Here is a 22905-nt window from a genome sequence, read left to right on the forward strand (position 1 = left end):
ATGATAAAATGAATTTGCATAGTATTCGCGTTAAAGTGTCGTTTCCGATAGTTGTTTTAGGGCTTGCCATACTCTCGTTAATTGTGGGGTATACCTACTTAATAACCTTACAAAAAAATGCACTTGATGTGCAGTCTGAAAAATTTATTAAGGCGCTGTCTCTTGCTTTAAACGCAGACCGCGACCTATATCAAGCTAAAGTGGCCGAATTAAATTTAGTAACTAGTTCAAAAAATACAGAAAAGTACCAGGCAGAGCACGAAGAAAATGCAATGCAAGTTACTGATAAACTTAATCAGTATTTATCTTTAATGAAAGATTACCCCAGTATAGCTAAAGAGCTAAATGGCTTTGAAAACGACTTTAATGCCTGGCTTACAGCGTCAAAAAGCTACATGGCTGATAAAAATAGCCAAGCTAAACAAACGAATTCAGAGCAAGCATTTGCCACTTTAAGGATTAAGCTTGATAAAGCTGGTGAGCTGGCTGAAAAAACCTCGGAGCAAGAAATCATCACGCTTTCATCCAATATCATTTCAACAAAAATGATGATGCTGACAGTGGTTGCTATTATTTTAATTGCAGCGAGTTGGTTTAGTTACAGTGTACCTAAACAACTTACTCGCCAAATTAATTATGTAACTAAGCGTATTAGTGATATTGCCTCAGGAGATGGCGATTTAACTGGTCGAATACAAGTAACGTCTAAAGATGAGTTTTCTGACTTAGCCACCGAATTTAATACTTTTTTAGATAACTTACAGCAATTGATACGCGACATATTAGAGCAATCTAAAGAGTTAAATGGTTTAGGTGTTGAGCTTAGCAAAGTGGCCACCCAAAATAACAGTGTAAACCAAGCCTTGGGGCAAGCGTCGGAATCTATTGTAAGCGCAGTACATGAAATGAGCACTGCTAGCAAGGAGGTTGCAGGGGTTGCACAGCAGTCATCAAGCGAAGCCGATAATTCGTTAAAACTAGCGCAACAAGGGCTTAGTGCGGTGGCTAATTCTAGTTCGCGAATTACCTCTCTTTCTAGCAACATGGAGCAAGCTATGGCGCGCTCTACTGAGCTGCAACAAAGTTCTGACAACATCGCCAAAGTCCTTGAGGTGATTCGTGCCATAGCAGAACAAACAAACTTATTAGCACTTAATGCAGCAATAGAGGCGGCACGTGCTGGCGAATACGGACGAGGCTTTGCGGTTGTGGCTGACGAAGTAAGGACGCTCGCTACGCGCACACAAGATAGTACCAACGATATTCAACAAATGATTGAGTTGTTTGCATCGAGTGTATCGCAGTCGATTAATGCCATAGGTGAGAGTAAGCAATTTGCAGATGATGCTGTGGAATCGTTTTCGCAAACTAACGATATACTCAATGCCATGCAAAGTTCATCGACTAAAGTAAACGATATGGCTATGCAAACTGCGCAAGCTACCGAAGAGCAAACAACGGTTTCTGATGAAATAAGCCATAACTTATCGTCACTTAACGATCAAACCGTAGAAGGCGGGTCGCTGGCGCGCACAACGCAAGATGTATCAAATAAAATGGAGCAATTAACAGACGAGCTTAATCGATTAGTTAACCGGTTTAAGGTTTAACGTAACAAAAAGGGAGCGTGTAGAGCTCCCTTTTTAGAATATTAACACTGATTATTTTTTATCAAACGCGCGTTTCATAAAGTTAGGTGTTGCTAATGCACCATGGTGAATACCGCTGTTATAGTATTCACTTTGCTCGGCAATTTGCGCTGCGCCATCTTCTCTGAAGCCGTTAAATGTTTCAGACTTACGAGCAAGTGTTACCGACCATAAACCGCTTGGGTAAATTGGTTGTGGGAATGGTAATGTTTGTAAATCGTTAAAGCCAACACTTAGCATCGCTTCACGCATTTCAACCAGTAGTGGCATATGCATAAGTGGCGATTCACTTTGCTGTACTAAAATACCACCAGGGCGAAGTGCATTTAAGCAGCTTGTGTAAAATGCATGGTTAAATAGACCTTCACCAGGGCCTACTGGGTCAGTACCATCAACAATAACAACATCGATAGACTCACCAGCGGCTTCACGCATATATTTAATGCCGTCGTCAAACATAACTGTAGCGCGTGCATCGTTATTAGATTCGCACAGCTCAGGGAAGTATTTTAACGACATTTGCGTAACTACTTCGTCTATGTCAATTTGCGTTACGCTTTCTACGCCAGGGTGCTTTAATACTTCACGTAACGTGCCGCAGTCGCCACCACCAATAATAACCACATTTTTAGGGTTTGGGTGTGCTAAAAGTGCAGGATGGCTGATCATTTCATGATAAAAAAAGTTTTCGCGGGTTGAGACCATGGTACAACCGTCGATGATCATTAAATTACCAAAGTCTGTGGTTTCGAACATTTCTACTTTTTGAAAAGGAGACTGTTTTTCATCTAACTTTTTGTTAATACGTAATGAAAATGCGCTGCCGTCACGATCGCTAATTTCAGTAAACCACTTACTTTGATCTAAGTTTGCCATAGTTGCTGATACACTTTTTAGGTTAAGGTAAAAAAAGGGCAATTCTGCCAGTGCTTGGCGGTTTGCTCAATGACATTTTAACTGATTTAGCGAATAAAGTTAGTGAGGAGTGAGTGAAAGTTCAATTTTTGTTAGCCTAGGAGATAGCGACGTATTAAAATGCGCCTTTATACCTAATTGACGAAAGAAGAGTTGCCATGACCTGGGGTTTAGAAACAGCACGTGCCACTTATAATGTTGCTCATTGGAGTGATGGCTATTTTGATATCAATGCACAAGGCGAATTGGTTGCCTACCCCGACGGCGATCAAAGCAAAGCTGCAATCTCTTTAACCGATTTAACTGAGCAATTTAAACAGCAAGGGTTAACACTGCCTGTTTTAGTGCGCTTTACCGACATTTTAAAAAATCGTGTCGATACGCTTACTAATGCCTTTACTAAAGCGCGGAGTAGCCGCGAATATAATGGCAAATACACCTGTGTTTATCCTATCAAAGTAAATCAGCAGCGCTCTGTGGTGAGTAAATTATTGGCGCACCCAAGTGGTTTAGTTGGTCTTGAAGCGGGTTCAAAACCTGAGTTAATGGCTATTTTAGGTGTGGCAAAAGAGCCAATTACCATTGTATGTAACGGCTACAAAGACAGCGAATTTTTACGTTTAGCGTGCATTGGTCAGGCCATGGGGCACAGCGTAAAAATAGTGGTCGAAAAGCTATCAGAGCTAACCACCTTACTTGAAGAAATAGATAACTTAGGCATAGAGCCTGCAATTGGTATTCGCATACGCTTAAATTCGGTGGGTAAAGGTAAGTGGCAAAATACCGGTGGCGAAAAAGGTAAGTTTGGTTTAACTGCAGGGCAAGTATTAAGCGCAGTAGAAGTACTTAAAAAACACAATAAATTACACTTAATGCAAATGGTACATTTTCATATTGGCTCTCAAATTGCCAATATTCGTGATATACACCGCGCACTTCGTGAGTGTGCGCGTCACTTTGCAGAGTTAACGCAACTAGGCGTTCCACTGAATACGGTTGATGTAGGTGGCGGTTTAGGCGTTGATTATGAAGGGTCGGGCTCTCGCAGTGCGTGCTCAATGAACTACACAGTGGAAGAGTACGCCCGTAACGTAGTCAATGCGTTTGCGGAAGTGTGCGACCAACACGATTTAACCCATCCAGCTATTATTACCGAGTCAGGCCGTGCTTTAACTGCCCATCATGCGGTACTCATTACCGATGTGATTGACGTTGAAAAAGCACCTAATCATTTAAACCCTGAACCACCGCTTGAAAACAGTGTTTTAGTGCTTGATGAAATGTGGCAATGTTTACAGCGTTTGAATCCGCGTATGGCGCTCGAAATTTATCACGATGCGATGCACTTATTTAGCGAAGCACACGATCAGTACGTACACGGTTTAGTAAGCATGCTAGAGTGGGCGAAAATAGAGCAGCTTTATTTTACTATTTTGCATCGCGTGCGTGCGTCGCTTAGCAATAACGCCCGCGCACACCGAGAAGTACTCGACGATTTAAATGAAAAATTAGCCGATAAACTGTTTGTTAATTTTTCACTGTTTCAATCGTTACCTGATGTGTGGGGCATACAGCAGTTGTTTCCGGTTATGCCAATCGAAAACTTAACGCAACCGCTTACTCAGCGCGCCATTATTCAAGATATTACTTGTGACTCGGATGGGCAAATTCGCGAATACGTTGAAGGTGCAGGTATTGAAACCAGCTTGCCAATTCCTGAATATAAGCATGGCGAACAATACCACCTTGCTATGTTTATGGTTGGCGCGTATCAAGAGATTTTAGGTGACCTACATAACCTCTTTGGTGATACCGATTCAGTGCATGTTGAGCTAAACGACGACGGCTATGTATTAACCAATGCCATAAAAGGTGATAGCGTTAAGGATGTATTAAAGTTTGTTGATTACGATAGTGCTATTTTAGCTGAAAATTTTGCTTATCAAATTAATAAACTAGACGCCTCAGAGCAGTGTAAAGCGGGTTATTTAGCCGAGCTCAATGCGGGCCTTGAAGGTTATACCTATTTTGAAGATTAATTTTTAAGTATAAAAGCGCAGTGTTTGCTGCTGCGCACCGTTAAAGGAATAGAAGTAATGTCAGTTATTCGTAGTGTTTTTAGTCTTATTTTTTATGCATTAAACACACTTTTTTGGTTTATACCTATTTTTATATGTGGCTTGTTAAAGCTTATTCCTATTAAACCATTACAAAAGTTATTGAGCTGGATTGCTAAACAGTGCGCCACTATTTGGGTGTCGTTTAATACCTTAAACCAGCGGCTGTTTACACCAACAAAACTTAACGTGACGGGCTTGGATTCTCTGAAACTAAAAGATTGGTATTTGGTGATTGCCAATCATCAAAGCTGGGTAGACATTTTAGTATTACAGCGCGTATTTAATCGCAAAATTCCGTTTTTAAATTTCTTTTTAAAGAAAGAGCTTATCTATGTGCCTATTTTGGGCTTATGTTGGTGGGCGCTCGACTTTCCATTTATGACGCGCACGAGTAAAAGTCAGCTTAAAAAGAACCCTAAATTACGTGGCAAAGACTTAGAAACAACACGTAAAGCCTGCGAAAAATTTAAAGAAATGCCTGTAACGGTAGTTAACTTTGTTGAAGGTACGCGCTTTACACAAAGTAAACATGCAAAACAGCAAAGCCCATTTCCGCATTTATTAAAACCAAAAGCCGGTGGCATTGCCTTTGTTATGCAAGCAATGGGTGAGCAAATTTCTCAAGTAGTGAATGTTACCTTGCATTACCCCGACGGTATTCCTACGTTTATGGACTTTGCTGGTGGGAAAGTAAAAAATATTAATGTACACGTGAATGTCATGCCGGTAAGTGATGAGTTAATTGGTGATTACACGGGTGATTCTGAATTTAGGGTTCGTTTTCAAAGCGAGTTAAATCGTTTATGGGAAGAAAAAGAACAAACGTTGCAATCACTTGACGCCCCAACAAGTACAAAATAACACGGTGAGCTTACAGTTATGCTAAAAAAATGGTTACCAAATTGGCTAAATGGCCTAATAGTAGGCTGCGTATTATTTACTAACCTTATAATTTTTGGTGTATTGGTATTACTTTTAGGATTAGTGAAGTTATTACTGCCTATTCATGCTGTTAATCGTTTATTACATAGCGCTTATCGGGGATGGTGTAACGGTAATCGGTTAGGTTTATGGCTAGGTTGCCCAGACATTAAAATTGATGTAAAAGGTGATTTAAACTCAAAAAGTTGGTACTTACTAATTTGTAATCATATGAGTTGGTTAGATATTACGGTACTTAGTTCTATGCATGCGTTACCCGCCCCTAAGTTTTTTTTAAAAGACGATTTAAAGTATGTGCCATTTATTGGCACTGGCGCATGGGCGATGGGAATGCCATTTATGAAGCGTGTAAGCAAAGCGCAAATAGCTAAAAACCCAAAGTTGAAAGGGTTAGACATAGAGCGTACCAAAAACAGCTGTCGTAACTTTCGTAACTACCCAACAACTATTATCAACTTTGTTGAAGGAACGCGTTATACCCCCGCTAAACATGCACAACAGCAAAGCCCGTTTAAGCATTTACTAAAGCCAAAAGCAGGCGGAATTGCATTTGCACTTGAGGTACTCGGAACTCAGTTTGATGCTATGTTAAATACCAGTTTGGTCTATAGCGGTAAGTCAGATCATGTGTGCCGCAACTTATTAAAAGGTGAGCTAGACTCTATTCACGTATCAATTGATGTAATGGCTATTACCGACACTATGTTAGGTAGCTATCAAACAGATGAAGCGTTCAAAGCTAACTTTCAACAATATGTGAACGACTTATGGGTTGCAAAAGATAAGCAATTGGCAGGTATTTATGCCCAGCAGGCAGTGCCAGATGCTCAAATTAGTAAGGAAGCCAAAACACTATGACCAACACCCATATACAAGAGCTAATTGCTCCTTGGTTTGAAAATGTTCCCGACGCTGCTTTTTTTAGTGCACTAACGGCTACCGCCATTGGCATTTGTTCGTTACTTGTTGTGTATTTATTTACTCGCAGGCTTATGCTGCCAGGTATTCAAAAGGTGGTTACTAAGTTATCGCCTGAGCGTATTGGCGCGCTTTCTCCAATGTTAACTAAGCTTAATAAGCGTATTGCTGGGCTACTGTGTTGTGTATTGTTTTTAGCCACCTTCGACAGTTTTTATCCGGTTGGTGAGTTAGCGGCTGAAATACTTAAAACCATAGGCCAAGCCTTATTAATTATTTATACCGGTTTTATTATCAGCAGCATTGTCAGTATAGCTGCTGCTATTTATAACCAATTAGACTTTGCCCGAGAAGTCCCCATTCAAGGCCTTGTTCAAGTTGTAAAACTAATTACCTTTATTGTGTGTGGCATTTTAATTGTTAGTATTGTGCTTGAAAAATCACCGACATATATTCTTTCGGGTTTTGGTGCTATTGCCGCCGTCACTTTATTAGTATTTAAAGATACAATTTTAGGGTTTGTTGCCAGTATACAAATTGCGGCTAACCGATTAGTAACTTATGGTGATTGGATCCAAGTTGATAATTACGGCGCCGATGGTGAGGTAATAGACTTAGGCTTAAACACGGTAAAAGTACGTAATTGGGATAATACCATTACGACGATTCCTACTTACATGCTGGTGGCCGGGTCGTTCAAAAACTGGCGAGGTATGCAAGAGTCGGGTGGAAGGCGGATTAAGCGCTCACTCAATATTGATATGAACAGTATTTGCTTAGTAAACGACGAGTTTAGAGCGCAAATTGATGCAGCTATTCCGCTACATGAGTATATTCGAGTGTCGGCATTACCAGAGCCTGTGTCTAATTTAGGGCTGTTTCGTCGTTATGCTGAAGGGTATTTAAAGCAGCATAGTAAAATAAACTCTTCGCTTACTTTAATGGTGAGAGAGCTTCAACCGTTAAACCACGGTTTACCTATTGAATTTTACTGTTTTAGTGAAGATAAGCGCTGGATTTCTTACGAACATTTACAAGCCGAAATAATGGATCATTTACTTGCCGTGCTGCCTATTTTTGGATTACGCGCTTATCAAAGTGTGAGTGGGCAGTTAAGCCCGCCAACCAATGCGGGGCAAAATGAAAAGCCCAGTATTAAAGTGCCCAATAATGCTGTGCAAGACCCACGCTAATAAAGATTATTAATAGCCACCAAATAGGTGGCTTTTTCAGTCGTAGCCATGCAAAAGCTACAACAACTAACCCAACATGTAACCAGCTGTGCACTGCCGATGTCCAAATAGGTGAGTATAAAGCTGCGGCCAAAAAGCCCACAACGGCAGCATTAAGTGCTGCAATTGAACTAGCAAAACGCGGTTTATTAGCCAAGTTAAGCCAGCTTTTTTGAAATGCTAACATCAATAAAAAGCCGGGTGAAAAAATTAATAACGTGGCAACCAGTGCGCCAAATAAAGGCTGCGCAGTATTAAGTTGTGCGCCCAAATAAGTAGCAATAGTAAACATAGGGCCAGGGATTGCTTGAGCGCTGGCATAAGCACTTAAAAATTGGTCATCACTTAGCGCGGGTACACCTGCTTGCAATACGGGTAATACAACGTGCCCACCACCAAACACCATAGCGCCTGCTTGGTAAAAAGGAGCAAATAACGCAAATTCTTTTCCAAGCGGGATAAAGCTAATTGCCAGTAGTAGTGCAAATAAGCTTAGAGCAACCCAATTAATATTATTTTTTGTGTTGGTATTAGTATTTTGAGTTGCCTCGCCTAATTTTAATAAAGGCCATATAGCACCAATAGTTGCAGCAATGATTAAAACTGCAATTTGTGTGCTCAATACCGGCAGTAGAACAAGCGCTAAGGTGCTAAATAGCGCAAGTAACTTAAGCACTGCACTTGTGCAAAAGCTTTTAGCCATAGACAGTGTGGCATCAGCTACGATGACCACGGCAAATAGTTTTAAACCCGCAATAATGGCATAATAAACGGCATCAAATTGGTGCGCACTAATGGCCAGTATTACCATAATTAAAAAAGACGGCAGCGTAAAACCAACAAATGCGGTAATACCACCTAATATCCCTGCGCGTTCAACGCCAATAGCAAAGCTTACTTGGCTCGACCCAGGCCCCGGCAATGCTTGGCTTAAACTAATTAATTGCGCGTAGCGTGTGTTGGTGATCCAATTTAATGTATCTACAAAGTGGCGCTTAAAATAGCCTAAGTGTGCCGCTGGACCACCAAAACTCATGCAGCCAAGTAAAAAAAACTGTCTAAAAATAGCAATCAGCATTGCGCTTTTATCCTTTTTTGAATTCATTAAATTGTCACAAAGGAATATGACATATTTATTAAAACTCAATTTTGTAGGGTTAATAACAAAATTATAAGGTGATTGTTACGCACTTCATAGTGTGTTCATACAGGTAATTACATACTGTTGCTAAATTCTAAATGAATAGGACATCATCATGACATTATCAAAATCACTTTTAAGCGTTACAGTGGTAGCCGTATTACTTTCAGGTTGCGAAATGAATAACACTGGCAAAGGCGCAGCAATTGGTGCAGCTGCTGGTGGCGTGTTAGGTAAAGCAACGGGTAACCACAAAGACAAGCGTATATTTATTGGTGCTGCTATTGGCGCATTAGCAGGTGCTGCTGTAGGTGACTACATGGATAAGCAAGAAGAAGCGTTTCGTGATGAATTAGCCGGTTCGGGTGTTGAGGTAGTACGTGAAGGAGATAACTTACGCTTGGTTATGCCCTCTAATATTACGTTTGCAACCGACCAATCGTATATTTCGACAGGGTTTAACGATACGCTAAACGCCATTGCTAAAGTTATGAATAAGTATGAAAAAACCTACCTAAGCGTAGAAGGGCATACAGATAGCACAGGGCAAGATAGCTACAATATGAACTTATCGCGCGAGCGTGCTCAAAGTGTAAAAGCTTACTTAGCCAACCAAGATATTATGGCAGCACGCATTAGCACTAGCGGCTTTGGCGAAACACGCCCAATTGCCACTAACGACACTGCAAACGGTCGTGCTCAAAACCGCCGTGTAGAAATTCAAATAGTACCTAATACAGAAGGTTAATCCTTATTAAATTGTAATTCACACAGCTTTTGATACAACGGGTTACTTGCGACTAATTCTTGGTGAGTGCCCGTTGCAATAATTTCTCCATTCTCCATAACTACAATCATATCTGCATGGATAACTGTTGCTAGTCTATGCGCAATTATAAGCGTGGTGCGATTTTGCATTAAGTGCTCAAGCGCGGCTTGAACATGGTGCTCGCTTTGCGCATCGAGTGCGCTGGTTGCTTCATCAAGAAGGAGTATTTTAGGGTCTTTTAAAATAGCCCTAGCAAGTACAATACGCTGCTTTTGACCACCGGATAACCTAACACCTTGCTCGCCTAAAAAGCTGTTATAACCTTTTGGTAATTGTTTAATAAATTCATCGGCATGAGCATGTTTGGCGGCTGCATATACTTGCTCGTCAGTGGCGTTTGGGTTGCCGTAACGAATGTTATGCATTACATCTGAGCTAAACAAAATAGGGTTTTGTGCCACCATGCCCATTTTGTCACGCAGGGTGTTTAAAGAGAGCGACTTAATATCAATATCGTGAAATTTTATTGCGCCACTAGCTGGGTCGTAAAAGCGCTGTAGTAGCTCAAATAAGGTTGTTTTACCTGCGCCAGATGGGCCAACAATAGCCACTGTTTGACCTTGCGAAATGCTTAAGCTTATTTTGTTAAGTGCACTGACATCCGGGCGAGACGGATAATTAAAGCTGATATTTTCAAGCGAGATTGCAGGTAAACTTGCGTTATTTTGTAGCTGAGCGTCTTGCGGGTTTTCAGGATTTTCAATTTCACTTTTAACCGCAAGTAATTCAAGTAAGCGGGCGGCTGCGCCTGCCGCTCTTTGCAATTCGCCGTACACTTCTGCAACCGTTGCCACCGACATTGCCACCATAATAGCGTAAAACACGAATGCACCCAGTTCACCCCCGGTCATAGTGCCTGCCATTACATCACTGCCGCCAACCCACAGCATTGCGCTGATGGCACTAAAGGTTAAAAATATTACAGCGGCAATTAAAAACGAGCGCTGTTTAATGCGGCTTTTGGCAACGTTAAAGGCTTTTTCGGTTTCAAGTGCAAAAGCATGTTGCTCTTGTGTTTCGTGGCTATAACTTTGTACCACTTTAATATTTTGAATGATCTCGCCGGCATAGGTGCTTATATCGGCAATGGCGTCTTGACTCGAGCTTGCAAGCTTACGCACCTTTTTGCCAAATACCATCATCGGCACTAATACTAGTGGCACACACGCAACCACTACGAGCGTAAGCTTTAAGTTGGTAATTAATAACATGACCAAACCGCCAACCAGCATTAACGCGCTACGCAGCGCCATTGAAAACGAGGAGCCAATAATAGATTGCAGTAAAGTGGTGTCGGTTGTTAAACGCGATATTAGCTCGCCACTGCGGTTTTCTTCAAAGTAGCTTGGATGCAAGGTAACAATGCGATTAAACACGGCTTTACGAATATCGTTACTCACTCGCTCGCCAATCCACGACATTAGATAAAAGCGGCTAAAGGTGCCTACAGCCAATAAGCTAATTAAACCAATAAGTACCAATACAGCTTGTTGAAGTTGCGCTTGAGATCCCGCAATAAAGCCATGATCTATGACAAATTTAACCCCTTGGCCTAACGATAAATTAACGCCAGCCGTTACTAATAAAGCGCCAAGGGCTGCTATAACCACCCATTTATAGGGTTTAATAAATGCAAAAATAGGCAATAAACTGCTAAATGCAGCTTTTTCGGTTGCGGGGGTACTGTTTGGCATAGTGGATTCTTTTTATAAGTTGAGGTATAGATATGGCATCATTGAGTTAAAAATCAATAGCTTTAAAAATCATCAATAAGGAATCGTTATGACAAGCAACATAATAACAGGCCAATTTACGGTGGCATTAGCCCCACTAGATGGCTATGCCAAAGGTCAAAACGGCATTAATTTAGGACGTATGTCTATTGATAAAACATTTAAAGGCGCACTTAATGCTTCCAGCCAAGGCGAAATGTTAAGTGCCATGACGCCAGTGCAAGGAAGTGCCGGTTATGTAGCAATTGAGCAAGTAATAGGCGAGCTTGAAGACAAAAAAGGCAGCTTTGTATTGCAGCATTTTGGCACTATGGATAAAGGCCAAGACAGCCTAATTTTAACTGTAATCCCCGACTCAGGCACTGATGAGCTAGAAGGATTAGCCGGCAGTATGAAAATACGCATTGAAAACGGTGTACACTACTACGATTTTCAATACACGTTATAAAATACACAGGGATTTAAATGCAAAAAGTAATCGAATTTAGAAAGACCCGCTTTATGGGTGGGGTAAATATAGCGGCGCTGAATGATCGCATACAGGAATTAAATCAAGATGGCTGGAAAGTAATTAGCGCAGTGCCAATAACCGGTTTTTATGGGCAAGTGCATGGTTATACATTACTTATTGAAATTGACGAGCTGTAAATGACACTCTCTATGTGGTTAGGCCTAGTGGCTATTTGTATGATGGGCGCAATGTCGCCGGGTCCAAGCCTTGCGGTTGTATTAAAGCATTCGCTCAACGGCAGTATGAAAAACGGCATGCTAGCGGCGCTAAGTCATGGTATTGGAGTGGGATTATATGCGGGAGCCTCATTACTTGGCTTGGGCGCATTAATGCTGCAGTTTCCTACTGTGTATCAGGTATTAGTGTATTTAGGTGCTGCGTATTTAGCTTACCTAGGAATTAAAATTTTATTGTCTAAAACCAATAACGATGAACTTAAAATACAAAAAAGCGAAGTGAGTAGCATCAAAGCATTGCAAGATGGGTTTGCCATTGCCTTTTTAAATCCCAAACTTGCTATTTTCTTTTTAGCCTTGTTTTCGCAGTTTATCGATCCAGAAAACCTTACCTTAAGCATTGCAATGGTGATGTGTTTAACTGTATTTGTGATTGATACCGGTTGGTACTTACTTGTTGCCGCCCTAACAGAGTTTTCTAAAAACCGTTTTGGGTTTACTAAACACAATCCATGGTTAGACAAAGTACTGGGTTTTGTATTTGTTGCCTTAGCCATTAGGGTGGTAGTGAGTATTTAAGCTATTGCTAGCTAAATTGCTCAAAATAGCTACAGCCTAAGCAGGCTATACTGCATACGTATTCATCACAAAATGTTCACCTTTTGGTTACAATTTGTTGGGTGTGTTTTTACTGCACTGACACACCACACAAAACAATAACCAAAAGGCACACACATGCAAAAGTTTAAATTAAATGCGCTCATGCTGGCATTATTTGCCGCTAATAGTGCTATTGCAGCTACTGAAGAACCACCTGAAGACACGAACAAACCTGCTCAAGTTCAAACCGATGTAGAAGTGATTGAAGTGCGCGGCTTTAGTCGCAGCTTAATTCAATCGCTTAACCAAAAGCGATTTAGCGATACGGTGTCAGAACAAATTTCTGCTGATGACTTAGGCGCCTTGCCTGATATTTCAATGGCCGATGCACTGACTCGTTTACCGGGTATTTCAGCTGTGCGTACTGGTGGGCAGGCTGCACAAATTAATATACGCGGGCTTTCGGGCGGCTTTGTATTTTCAACACTTAACGGTCGTGAGCAGGTGTCTACAAGTGGTAGCCGCAGTATTGAGTTTGACCAATACCCATCAGAATTAATTAGCTCTGCGGCGGTATATAAATCGCCAAAGGCATCGCTTATTGAAGGCGGTGTGGCCGGTACGGTAGAGCTTGAAACTGCCAGCCCACTTAATAATGATCAAAAACATAAATTTGTAGCTAATGTGCGTGGTATGTATAACGACCGTGCATCAGAGGTATCCGATGCCACTGAATTTGGCGACCGTATTAGCTTTTCGTATCAAGGTAAATATTTGGACGATACATTAGGTGTGGCACTGGGGTTTGCGCGTTTATTTCAACCAAGTGTAGCAACACAGTTCATTGGCCTTGCATACAACGATAGAAAAGATGTTGATGGCGCACCAAACGACACAAATGGCCCCATAGATAGCCCAGAAAGTGAATACATTAGCGAAGGCTTTGAGCTACAGCATTTGGGCGGTGAAGAAACCCGTAATGGCTATTTAGCTACCATAGAGTGGGCACCGGTAGATAATTTTAAATTAAAAGGTGATGCGTTTTTATCGCGCTTTGATAAAGAGTCATTTGCCCGCGGTTTTAGGGTTAAATTAGGCGGCCCATCTGCAGCATACGCAAATGCGCAACTTGATGGTAATGCTGTAATTGGTGCTGCTGTTAATCGTACTTCGAAAAGTTATACCCGTGTTGAAATAGTGAATGACGACAACCAAGATTTTGACGAAGTAGACAGCTTTGGCGTTAATGCCGATTGGCAAGTAACCGATAGACTAAATGTTAATGCCGATGTAGCGCTTTCTCGCGCAAAAAGTAATTTTAGAAATGGTTTGTTGTGGAGCTTAGTAGCTGAAGATGCCAATGCAGAAACGCCGGTATTTGATAACAACGTTGCAATTAACTATCAATTAAATGGCTTAAATTTACCTGACGTTGGGTTTAATCAGGCGGCCGCCTTTAGTGATATAGACCGAGTAATGGTCAGTAAATATGGCATTTACCCTGATCAAACCGAGGATGAAGTAACGGCATTTAGACTCGATTTTAAATACGAGCTAGAAAGCGATATTTTTAGCTCAGTAGAATTTGGTGCACGCTATTCAGATAGAGAATACAGCAGAAAGCGTTCGGTATTTGAGTACGGTAACGACGGGGCATTTTCATCAACGCAGCCCCCTTTGCGTTTAACCGACGATATGGCATCAGTAGTTGATTGGCAGGGCGACTTTAGTTATTTTCCATCGTATTTAGCCATTGATTTAGATAAAGCACTTAATGCCTGGTTTCCAGATGGTACGCCACAGCCAGTACAAACCTGGGGCAATGCCGATGGCGTTGACGACGCGCAAGGTTACACAACGAACTACTCGTGGTCAGTGTTACAAAGCGGTTCGGTGTTTGAAGATGTGCTAGCCGCGTACGTGATGGTAAACATTAACACGCAAATTGCAGGCCTTGACCTATCAGGTAATGTGGGTGTGCGCCGTATCGAAACCGACCAATCAGCAACCGTACTTGAAAACGTAGCAGGCGATGCGCGCTTAGGTGCGCAAAATATTGTTGATGAGAACGGCATTGTAAATGACTTATACGCGCCAAATATATTAGGCACTAAATATACAGATTACCTTCCTTCGCTAAATTTAAACCTGCAACTTAACGACAATTCACTTGTACGTTTTGCTGCGGCTAAAGTTATGTCGCGTGCGCCAATTAACCGCTTAGCGGGCGATGCCAGCGCAAACGTAAGTGACGATGGTGTTATTAACGGTTCAAGTAATAACAACCCATTTTTAAAGCCCTTTTATGCTGACCAGTACGATTTATCTTACGAATATTATTTTGAAGAAGGTAACGGTACTATCGCTGCGGCGCTATTTTATAAAAATATAGACTCGTTTGTAGAAACCTTATCAATCGAAAACTTCGACTTTAAAGGTAATGGCTTTAACGTACCTGACTCAATAGAAGATCCAGTCAGTGGTGAGCAAGTTGCAACGACCAACGGTATTTATACCACGGCAGTTAATAATGGCGAGGGTGGCTACATTAGAGGGCTAGAGCTTGCTTATACGCAAGTGTTTACCTTTTTACCTGAACCATTTAATGGTTTGGGCGCTAACGCAAGCTACTCATACACCGAAAGTGAAATTGAATCGATCACCAGTTTAGGGGGCGATACTCTCGTTCAATCTTTGCCTGGGTTGTCTAATAATGTGCTAAATGCCACGTTATTTTATGCCTTAGACGATTTTGAAACGCGCCTTAATGTGCGTTACCGCGATGAGTTTGTATCAGAGCAGGTTGCCATTAACGAACAAGTGGTTAATTTTGATGCTGAAACCGTCATTGATTTTCAAACGTCTTATCGCTTTAGCGATTCACTCACCATGCTTTTGCAAGTTAATAACTTAACCGATGAACCAACTCAAAGTTACTTTGGGTCGCAGCAGCGAACAGGGACTACTCAGTACTTTGGTCGTCAGTTTTATCTTGGTTTTACATACAGTCATTAATTAGCAAACGGAGCGTTTAAAAATGAAAATTATAACAATGTCTAAATATTTGCTAATAGCCTTAGGGTTAATGATATTAGCAGGATGTGGTGGGACAGATGAAGTTGAGTCGGGGCAGCAGCTTTTAACCTGTAATGTGCCACAAGTACCAAACGAAGCAGGCTCGCAATGTGTGGACCCTGAGCCTATAACGTGTGCAGCGCCTACTGTACCGGATGAAAAAAACGAAAGCTGTGTAGTGGGCGCCGACCCAACCCTGCCTGATCCTATTGTATTTGCTGGTGAAGGTGAGGCGGTTTTATTTTATAACCGTTTAGCCGACGATAACTACGAAGGTTACCGATTACATTCGTGGAATAATGATGTGTGTGATGCTTATGCACCTCCATTTGACACGAGCGATTGGGCTAACGGCCATGAATATGATGGCATTGACCCAAACTACGGTGCCTACTGGATAATTAACCTCAAAGAAGGTTATAACGAGTGTGCTAATTTTATTGTGCACATTGGTACCGAAGGATCGGGTAAAGCGTTTGGTGATGTTGATTTAACCATGCCGCTTATGCAAGACGATGAAAAGTTTCAGCGTATGAACTTTACCATTCATGGTGAGCCTTCGGTGTTTGAATACCCTATTTTAAGCTTGGGTGAACGTCCGGTAGCGATAGATGGTGCATCAGCACATTGGATTGATTTAAATACAGTATTGTATAAGCCAAGTAATGAGCTTACACAAATCATTAAGTTGCATTCTTCAGCAACCGCTGACTTGGTGGTTGATTTAGACACTGGACTAAATGGTGAAACTGTTGAGCTGACTGCAACCGAGTTAAGTGATGAGCAAGCTGTAAAAGTACCGCATTTAATGGATTGGACTGCTTATCAAGGAAATTGGGATGCAGACGCTGCAAAGCAGCTTATAAAGCAACAGCTTGTTGTTGCAGGCTACGATGCCGATGGCAAGCTACTAGAAGCGACCTTTGTACAATCAGCAAAAGCATTAGACGCACTTTACACTCAAGGTGAAAGCGACGCGAATGAAGCCATGCTAGGTGTGCATTATAATAACAATGCAATCGATGTATCGGTTTGGGCACCCACTGCAAATAATATGATGATCACGGTTTTCGATGCTGATAAAACGCAAGTTGATAGCAGTGCGATGACTTTTGATAGCAACACAGGTATTTGGTCTATCAGTTTAGATAGCAAATACGATCGTCATTATTTCCGTTTTGCATTTGATGTTTATCATCCAACCACTAAAGCAATTGAAAGCTTATGGAGTACCGACCCATACTCACTCAATGTATCGAGTAATGGGCTTTATTCGCAACTAATCAACTTAAGCGACGACGACACTAAACCCGAAGGTTGGGATGAGCGTATTGTGCCTACTATTACTAACCCAGAAGATGCGGTTATTTATGAAGGCCATGTACGTGATTTTAGTGTTCGCGACCAGTCAGTAAGCGAAGCAAACCGTGGTAAATACCTTGCATTCACTGAACTTGAAAGCGTGCCAATGCAGCACCTTAAGCAATTAGCAGATAAAGGCTTAACACACTTTCATTTACTGCCAGTGACTGATATTGGCACCATTGAAGAAAATGCTTCACAGCGTGTGGAAATTACAGACACCTTAGGTAAATTATGTGAGCGTATTAACGATGAAGCTGATGCATGTAAAATCGAAGATAAAAACAGCACGATTGTCGATATTATGCAAAGTTACCTACCTGGCTCAGATGATGCACAAGCATTAGCTAGTGCGATGCGTGATTTAGATGGCTTTAACTGGGGTTATGATCCTCATCATTTTATTGCGCCTGAAGGCTCGTATGCATCAAGCAGCGATGGCATTGCTCGCGTAGTTGAGACACGCGCTATGGTGCAATCACTACAAGAAGTAGGACTTCGTGTTGTACTGGATGTGGTTTATAACCATACAACGTCGTCGGGTATTTGGGATAAGTCGGTATTTGATAAGCTAGTGCCGGGTTACTACCACCGCTATAGCGAAGTAAGTGGTGAAATAGAGCGCTCAACCTGTTGTGAAAACACAGCGACAGAGCATGTAATGATGGATAAGTTTGTTGCAGATTCAATGGTTATTCTTGCTCGTGACTTTGGTTATGACAGCTTTCGTTTTGATGTAATGGGGCATATGCCTAAATCATCAATATTAGCTGCGCGTGAAGCAGTGCAAGCAGTCGACCCTGATAACTATTTTTACGGTGAAGGCTGGGATTTTGGTGAAGTAGCTAACAATCGTTTATTCACACAAGCTAAACAGGCTGATATGGCAGGCTCAGAAGTCGGTACCTTTAACGACCGTATTCGTGAAGCTGTACGTGGTGGTGCAATGTTTAGCAATAACCCGACAGATGGCAACCTAGCTGAACAAGATACGTTACGGTTATCGCTGGCGGGCAACTTACAAAATTACATTTTAAAAGACTTTAAAGGTAATTCATCGAAAGGGAATAGCTTTACTTGGAATACACAACCCACAGCGTATGCATTAGACCCAGCAGATAGCATTAACTACGTATCTAAGCATGATAACGAAACACTGTGGGATCAGTTGCAATACAAACATGCATCAAGCATGAGTATTGAGCAACGTGTGCGCGCGCACAACATGGCATTGTCTATTCCACTTATTAGCCAAGGCATTCCATTTATGCAATTGGGCGCTGATTTACTGCGTTCTAAGTCAATGGACCGTGATAGCTATAATGCCGGTGATTGGTTTAATGCTGTTGATTTAACTAAGGAAAATAATAACTGGAACATTGGTTTACCAAACGCGGAGAAGAACCAAGAAAAATGGTCTGAAATTATGCCTATCTCTGCTAATCCAGATGCACAGGCAATGCCGCAAGACATAGCGTATGCAGGTGATGTATTTCAAGAATTCTTGGCTATCCGCAGCGCAAGCCCGTTATTTAGATTAACAACTGAACAAGATGTTATTGACCGTGTCGGATTTCATAATGTGGGTAAAAACCAGCAACACGGCTTAATAGTAATGAGCATTGATGATGGTGAAGGGCTAACAGACTTAGATCCAGCATTTGATGCACTTGTTGTGGTGATTAACGCAACCGAGCAAACTCTTAGCCATAACATTGCCACTGCAGCGGGTTTTGAATTACATGACGTATTAAAAAACAGTGTTGATGCAAGCATGGCCAGCGCCAATTTTGCTGCTGGCGAAAACGAAGGCACATTTACTGTACCTCCTTATACGCTAGCTGTTTTTACTAAAAACCAAGGTGAGAGCCAAGGTACTGGCTTAAGTGCAAATGCAACCGTAGGCGCACCTGATGTTGTACCTTATGGCAGCACCGCAGTGTTTATTCGTGGTACGTTAAACGACTGGGGCACACGCGATGCATTCGACTATATTGGCGAAGGTGAATACCGTATAGCAATTGCGTTAAGCGCTGGCGACTACGAATTTAAAATTGCCTCTGAAGATTGGTCAACGGTTGATTTTGGCGCGCTTTCTGATGCCGATAAAGACGTTGTTGAAAACCAAAGCGAGCCATTAACGCGCTCAGGTGCAAACATGACCTTTAGTGCTGCTATTGATGCAACTTATGTATTTTCGCTTGATGCTTCAAACCCAGAAAATCCAACGCTTACTCTATATAATGAAGAGCCATTTGTAGGCACTGCCATCTATGTGCGTGGGACGCTTAATGGGTGGGGAATAACCGATGAGCTGAGCTATCAAGGTAAAGGTATTTATACGTTTACTAAAACACTGAGTGCTGCAAGCTATGAATTTAAAATAGCGTCTGAAGATTGGAGTACGGTTGATTATGGCTCTGGCGAGAGTGATGCAAGTGTAATGATAGGCACTGCAGAGCAGTTATCGGTTGCAGGCGCAAATATGACCATGGATATTGCAGAAGAAGGTGAATACCAGTTTATATTTGACGCCAGTGATTTAAATAACGTAGCACTGAAAGTACTTAACGCTGAAATGTTTGCACAAACACCGGTGTTTATTCGCGGCAGTTTAAATGGGTGGGGTACAGACAACCCACTGATGTACGAAGGTAATGCGGTTTACTCTACATCCATAGAGTTAGAAGCGGGGGATTATGAGTTTAAAGTAGCGTCTGAAGATTGGAGCACCGTTGATTATGGCGGTACAGGTGATGCACCTGTAGCCACTGTTGGTCAGCTTACTTCACTCGAAGCTATAGGCGCTAATATAGCACTCAATATTACCGAACAAGGTACTTACACCTTTAAGGTAATAGGTCCAGATAGAGAAAATGTGAGCATACTTATAGATAAACAGTAGCAGTTATATTTTCCCAGACCTAAGCCGAGCATACCTTTGTATGCTCGGCTTTTTAATGCCTTATTAAATGCATATTAAAAATTGGTGTTAACCCATGGTATTCGCGTTCCAATGTGAAAATAAACTTTATGTAAAGTGAAGCCAGTTCAGAGCATAGGTTGAAGATTTTTTTTGTTTAAAGGGAGATTATAAAAGGAAGTGTGACAATTTATTTCAATGTAAGAAATTAAATTGTATTAAAGTTACTGTTCACGTAACTTGAGTATCTAAAGGCGTAAAAACGACCTAGTACAGGGGATACGCTCTCATTAAATTAAGGATAAACTTATGAATAACCACGTTTTAAAAAGCGCATCTTTCGACCCTAAAGTGCAGCAATACTGGATGCTAATGGCCGCTTTTTTTAGTGTGTTAGCACTGGTGACCATTCCGTTATTACCTATTGTTTTGGCGATTGTGTGGCTGGTGGGAGGGCGAATATTGGCGGCTATGTCGGCACAATTGCTCACGCAAAAACTCGTTGTAAAACGCGGGATATTTTTTAAAGAAGAAAAATCAATACCACTTGAAAAAATAACCGATGTAGGCCTAAGTCAAGGCCCAATAATGCGCATGTTTGGGCTGTATCGTTTAAGTTTTGAAACGGCTGGGCAGTCTAGCCACGGTGCATTGGTGTCATTACTTGGTGTTGAAAATGCCAGTGAATTCAGAGAAGCCATACTTGAGCAAAAAGATAACTTAACCGCAAGTACACCAGTAAAATCATCAAATGAAGAAACCCCGCAAAGCCAACTAGAGTTAATACGTGCACTTACCTATAGCGTAAAAAACATAGAAAACATGCTTGTTACGCTACTTGATGAGAAAAAATAGCTTTTGCTACACACAAAAAGCACTTATTAAGGAAATTAAAAAAATATGCTGAGATATGGACTGTTTTTATGTTTATTGATTAATGCGGCTACGATTAAGGCCAGTGGCATGCCACCTTATTTTAATGAGGATATAGACGCAGAATATAGAGCATTGCTAAAGCATGCTGGAGATATATTACCTAAAAGTGATCTACCTCTCGCGTATCTGCCGTTATTTTATCCTTTTGGTTTTCTTGATGTTCATCCGACTAAATTTAAAAAAGACAAAGATAAACAAGCGTTTGCAAACTTTAATTTAGGTGTTTTGGGTCGTAATTTTTTAAATATAAATAAGACACAACTCTCCAAATTACCTACTGTTACGATATGTAAAAAACAGGCATGCAAAGAAGAACGGTTAGGCTTAATTGACGACTTTTTAAAAGTAACGATGAATGAGCTTATTAAATTCAATCAGTCAACAGATCTAAATCTTATTCAGCAAACAGACATGTTTGTTTATCGAATAAATAATACATTTTTCACGCCAGCTCAACTTGTTACTTATTATCCATCTAAGTATGCGGGATTTGTTCCCTCAGCTAATTATAAAGTTTTTGAGTTAGGTGAAAATGAAGAGTTAATGACGTTATCAGCAGAAACTAAGCAAGTTAGGGAGTTAATGAGTGCTTATAATGTTGCTGCTATCACTAAAAATGATGACAAAAGTATGAGCATAATTTTTGGAGGAGTGAGTGATAACCATTGGGGTGTTGTTGTTAATTACAGTTCAAGAATACCAACTCAAGGCGAGTATAATCACATGGGCTTAGAATATGACATTATTGAAAAAATAACAGAAACGCGTTTTTATTTTCAAACAAATTAAGCCAACTTGAATCAGTAGACTCGACGATTTTTATCGTCGAGTCTACTAACTAAGGCCCTAATTATTTGGGTTTACCATAATTAAAAAACTTCACACACTTGCGTTGCGTTACAAGTAATAACGGTGACGTTTTCATATCCTATACGTGTAATTGCTTCAGCACTTAATGTGGCGCGTGCGCCACTAGCGCAGTGCAGATAAATAGGGCGGGAAGCGTCTTTTTCTATTTCCATCAACTTCATTTCAAGTAAGCCACGCGGAATATTAATAGCGCCTACAGCAGGATTGGTGGCATGTTCTGCGGGTTCGCGCACATCAATAAGTAAGCCCTTGTTTTCGCTAATCTCTTGTTTTGCTTGTTCAGCGTCGATACGTCGTTGGTTAGGTGTAATAACTTTGAGTAAATCGGGGATAGAAGTAAGCATTATATTTATTCCTTAACGCCAAATTTGCGTAGTAGTGTAATCATAGGGCACCAGCTAGTGAAAGCCGATTGAATCAAGTTTAGGGCAATAAACACTGTAAAATATACCCACCTAGGATCGTGATAGGTTTGTAATAAAATTGAGATCACAATCATTATGCCAGCGATCAGACGAAGCGCATTATTGAGTTTCATTATAGTAGGTCACTTATCCAGTTAAATACCTAATTACTATAATCGCATTTCATATATTAGTAAATCCTAATATTAGACTTTTCTAATGTAACAATTTATACTGCGATCACATTAGATTATTAGAGCTTTATATGAATATTGATTTTACTGCTATGGCGGGGAACGTTGAGCAAGCAGAGCAGCTATTAAAAATTTTAGCTAATAAAAATCGTTTAATGATTTTATGTTCGTTGCAAGATACCGAAATGAGTGTAACACAGCTTAATGAAGCGGTGCCGTTAGCGCAGTCGGCACTTTCTCAGCATTTGGCTGCCCTTAGAAAAACGAATATTGTTGCGACTCGCCGTGAGGGGCAAACTATTTATTACCGTGTGATTGATCAAAATGCTATTCATCTTTTAGGCACATTGTATGGTTTGTTTTGTAAGGGGTAGT

Annotated in this window: 19 protein-coding genes; 14 read left to right on the forward strand and 5 right to left on the reverse strand. The window is 41.1% G+C overall.

The window, feature by feature from the left end:
• The first annotated feature begins 8 nt into the window (after positions 1 to 8).
• Positions 9 to 1610: a methyl-accepting chemotaxis protein gene (locus ACFI34_RS15290; RefSeq protein WP_462674117.1), complete on the forward strand. Its 1602-nt coding sequence runs from the start codon at positions 9 to 11 to the stop codon at positions 1608 to 1610.
• Between the two features lie 51 nt (positions 1611 to 1661).
• Here ACFI34_RS15290 and speE read toward each other — a convergent pair whose 3' ends face one another.
• Positions 1662 to 2525, reverse strand: coding sequence for a polyamine aminopropyltransferase (gene speE, locus ACFI34_RS15295; RefSeq protein WP_006793813.1), 864 nt, complete (start codon positions 2523 to 2525; stop codon positions 1662 to 1664).
• Between the two features lie 197 nt (positions 2526 to 2722).
• Between speE and speA the strand changes: the two genes are divergently transcribed.
• From speA to ACFI34_RS15315, 4 genes are read left to right on the forward strand one after another with little or no spacing between them, the layout of a single operon-like run.
• Positions 2723 to 4603 carry a biosynthetic arginine decarboxylase gene (gene speA, locus ACFI34_RS15300; RefSeq protein ID WP_010557735.1) on the forward strand — a complete coding sequence of 627 codons (1881 nt, stop codon included), beginning with the start codon at positions 2723 to 2725 and terminating at the stop codon, positions 4601 to 4603.
• Between the two features lie 57 nt (positions 4604 to 4660).
• A complete protein-coding gene (locus ACFI34_RS15305; RefSeq protein ID WP_138740604.1) occupies positions 4661 to 5545 on the forward strand; it encodes an acyltransferase in 885 nt (294 codons plus the stop codon).
• Positions 5546 to 5563: 18 nt separating this feature from the next.
• Complete coding sequence (locus ACFI34_RS15310) at positions 5564 to 6484, forward strand: acetyltransferase (RefSeq protein WP_462674118.1); 921 nt, start codon at positions 5564 to 5566, stop codon at positions 6482 to 6484.
• A complete protein-coding gene (locus ACFI34_RS15315; protein WP_462674119.1) occupies positions 6481 to 7737 on the forward strand; it encodes a mechanosensitive ion channel family protein in 1257 nt (418 codons plus the stop codon). Before ACFI34_RS15310 ends, ACFI34_RS15315 begins: the two co-directional genes overlap by 4 nt.
• Here ACFI34_RS15315 and chrA read toward each other — a convergent pair.
• The gene (chrA, locus tag ACFI34_RS15320; RefSeq protein ID WP_462674144.1) at positions 7700 to 8854 is read right to left on the reverse strand and encodes a chromate efflux transporter; all 1155 of its coding nucleotides are present in this window, start codon (positions 8852 to 8854) and stop codon (positions 7700 to 7702) included. The genes ACFI34_RS15315 and chrA overlap by 38 nt on opposite strands.
• Before the next feature lie 178 nt (positions 8855 to 9032).
• Between chrA and ACFI34_RS15325 the strand changes: the two genes are divergently transcribed.
• Complete coding sequence (locus ACFI34_RS15325) at positions 9033 to 9665, forward strand: OmpA family protein (protein WP_008129859.1); 633 nt, start codon at positions 9033 to 9035, stop codon at positions 9663 to 9665.
• Here ACFI34_RS15325 and ACFI34_RS15330 read toward each other — a convergent pair.
• On the reverse strand, positions 9662 to 11440 hold the full coding sequence (locus ACFI34_RS15330; RefSeq protein WP_462674120.1) for an ABC transporter transmembrane domain-containing protein: 1779 nt from the start codon (positions 11438 to 11440) through the stop codon (positions 9662 to 9664). The two genes, ACFI34_RS15325 and ACFI34_RS15330, sit on opposite strands and share 4 nt — an antisense overlap.
• 88 nt (positions 11441 to 11528) lie before the next feature.
• Between ACFI34_RS15330 and ACFI34_RS15335 the strand changes: the two genes are divergently transcribed.
• The 7 genes from ACFI34_RS15335 (at position 11529) to ACFI34_RS15365 (ending at position 21851) form a co-directional block, all read left to right on the forward strand.
• Positions 11529 to 11927: a DUF3224 domain-containing protein gene (locus ACFI34_RS15335; RefSeq protein WP_462674121.1), complete on the forward strand. Its 399-nt coding sequence runs from the start codon at positions 11529 to 11531 to the stop codon at positions 11925 to 11927.
• 17 nt (positions 11928 to 11944) lie between these two features.
• The gene (locus tag ACFI34_RS15340) at positions 11945 to 12127 is read left to right on the forward strand and encodes a hypothetical protein (protein ID WP_462674122.1); all 183 of its coding nucleotides are present in this window, start codon (positions 11945 to 11947) and stop codon (positions 12125 to 12127) included.
• Positions 12128 to 12745, forward strand: coding sequence for a LysE family translocator (locus ACFI34_RS15345; protein ID WP_462674123.1), 618 nt, complete (start codon positions 12128 to 12130; stop codon positions 12743 to 12745). It begins immediately after the preceding gene.
• A 156-nt stretch (positions 12746 to 12901) separates the two neighbouring features.
• A complete protein-coding gene (locus tag ACFI34_RS15350; protein WP_462674124.1) occupies positions 12902 to 15781 on the forward strand; it encodes a TonB-dependent receptor in 2880 nt (959 codons plus the stop codon).
• Between the two features lie 22 nt (positions 15782 to 15803).
• A complete protein-coding gene (gene pulA, locus ACFI34_RS15355; RefSeq protein WP_462674125.1) occupies positions 15804 to 20108 on the forward strand; it encodes a pullulanase-type alpha-1,6-glucosidase in 4305 nt (1434 codons plus the stop codon).
• A 327-nt stretch (positions 20109 to 20435) separates the two neighbouring features.
• Positions 20436 to 20981, forward strand: coding sequence for a PH domain-containing protein (locus tag ACFI34_RS15360; protein WP_462674126.1), 546 nt, complete (start codon positions 20436 to 20438; stop codon positions 20979 to 20981).
• 45 nt (positions 20982 to 21026) lie between these two features.
• Positions 21027 to 21851, forward strand: a complete 825-nt coding sequence (locus ACFI34_RS15365) for a hypothetical protein (protein WP_462674127.1) — start codon at positions 21027 to 21029, stop codon at positions 21849 to 21851.
• Between the two features lie 80 nt (positions 21852 to 21931).
• Here ACFI34_RS15365 and ACFI34_RS15370 read toward each other — a convergent pair whose 3' ends face one another.
• Together ACFI34_RS15370 and ACFI34_RS15375 are read right to left on the reverse strand one after the other, a co-directional pair.
• On the reverse strand, positions 21932 to 22276 hold the full coding sequence (locus ACFI34_RS15370; protein WP_462674128.1) for a rhodanese-like domain-containing protein: 345 nt from the start codon (positions 22274 to 22276) through the stop codon (positions 21932 to 21934).
• Positions 22277 to 22281: 5 nt separating this feature from the next.
• Positions 22282 to 22470 (reverse strand): YgaP family membrane protein, encoded by a 189-nt coding sequence (locus tag ACFI34_RS15375; protein WP_010557722.1) that lies wholly within the window; start codon positions 22468 to 22470, stop codon positions 22282 to 22284.
• A gap of 131 nt (positions 22471 to 22601) precedes the next feature.
• On the opposite strand from ACFI34_RS15375, the gene ACFI34_RS15380 reads away from it, so the two are divergent.
• The gene (locus tag ACFI34_RS15380) at positions 22602 to 22904 is read left to right on the forward strand and encodes an ArsR/SmtB family transcription factor (RefSeq protein ID WP_006794225.1); all 303 of its coding nucleotides are present in this window, start codon (positions 22602 to 22604) and stop codon (positions 22902 to 22904) included.
• Position 22905 lies beyond the last annotated feature (1 nt).

This window comes from Pseudoalteromonas sp. PSi26 (assembly GCF_054960575.1).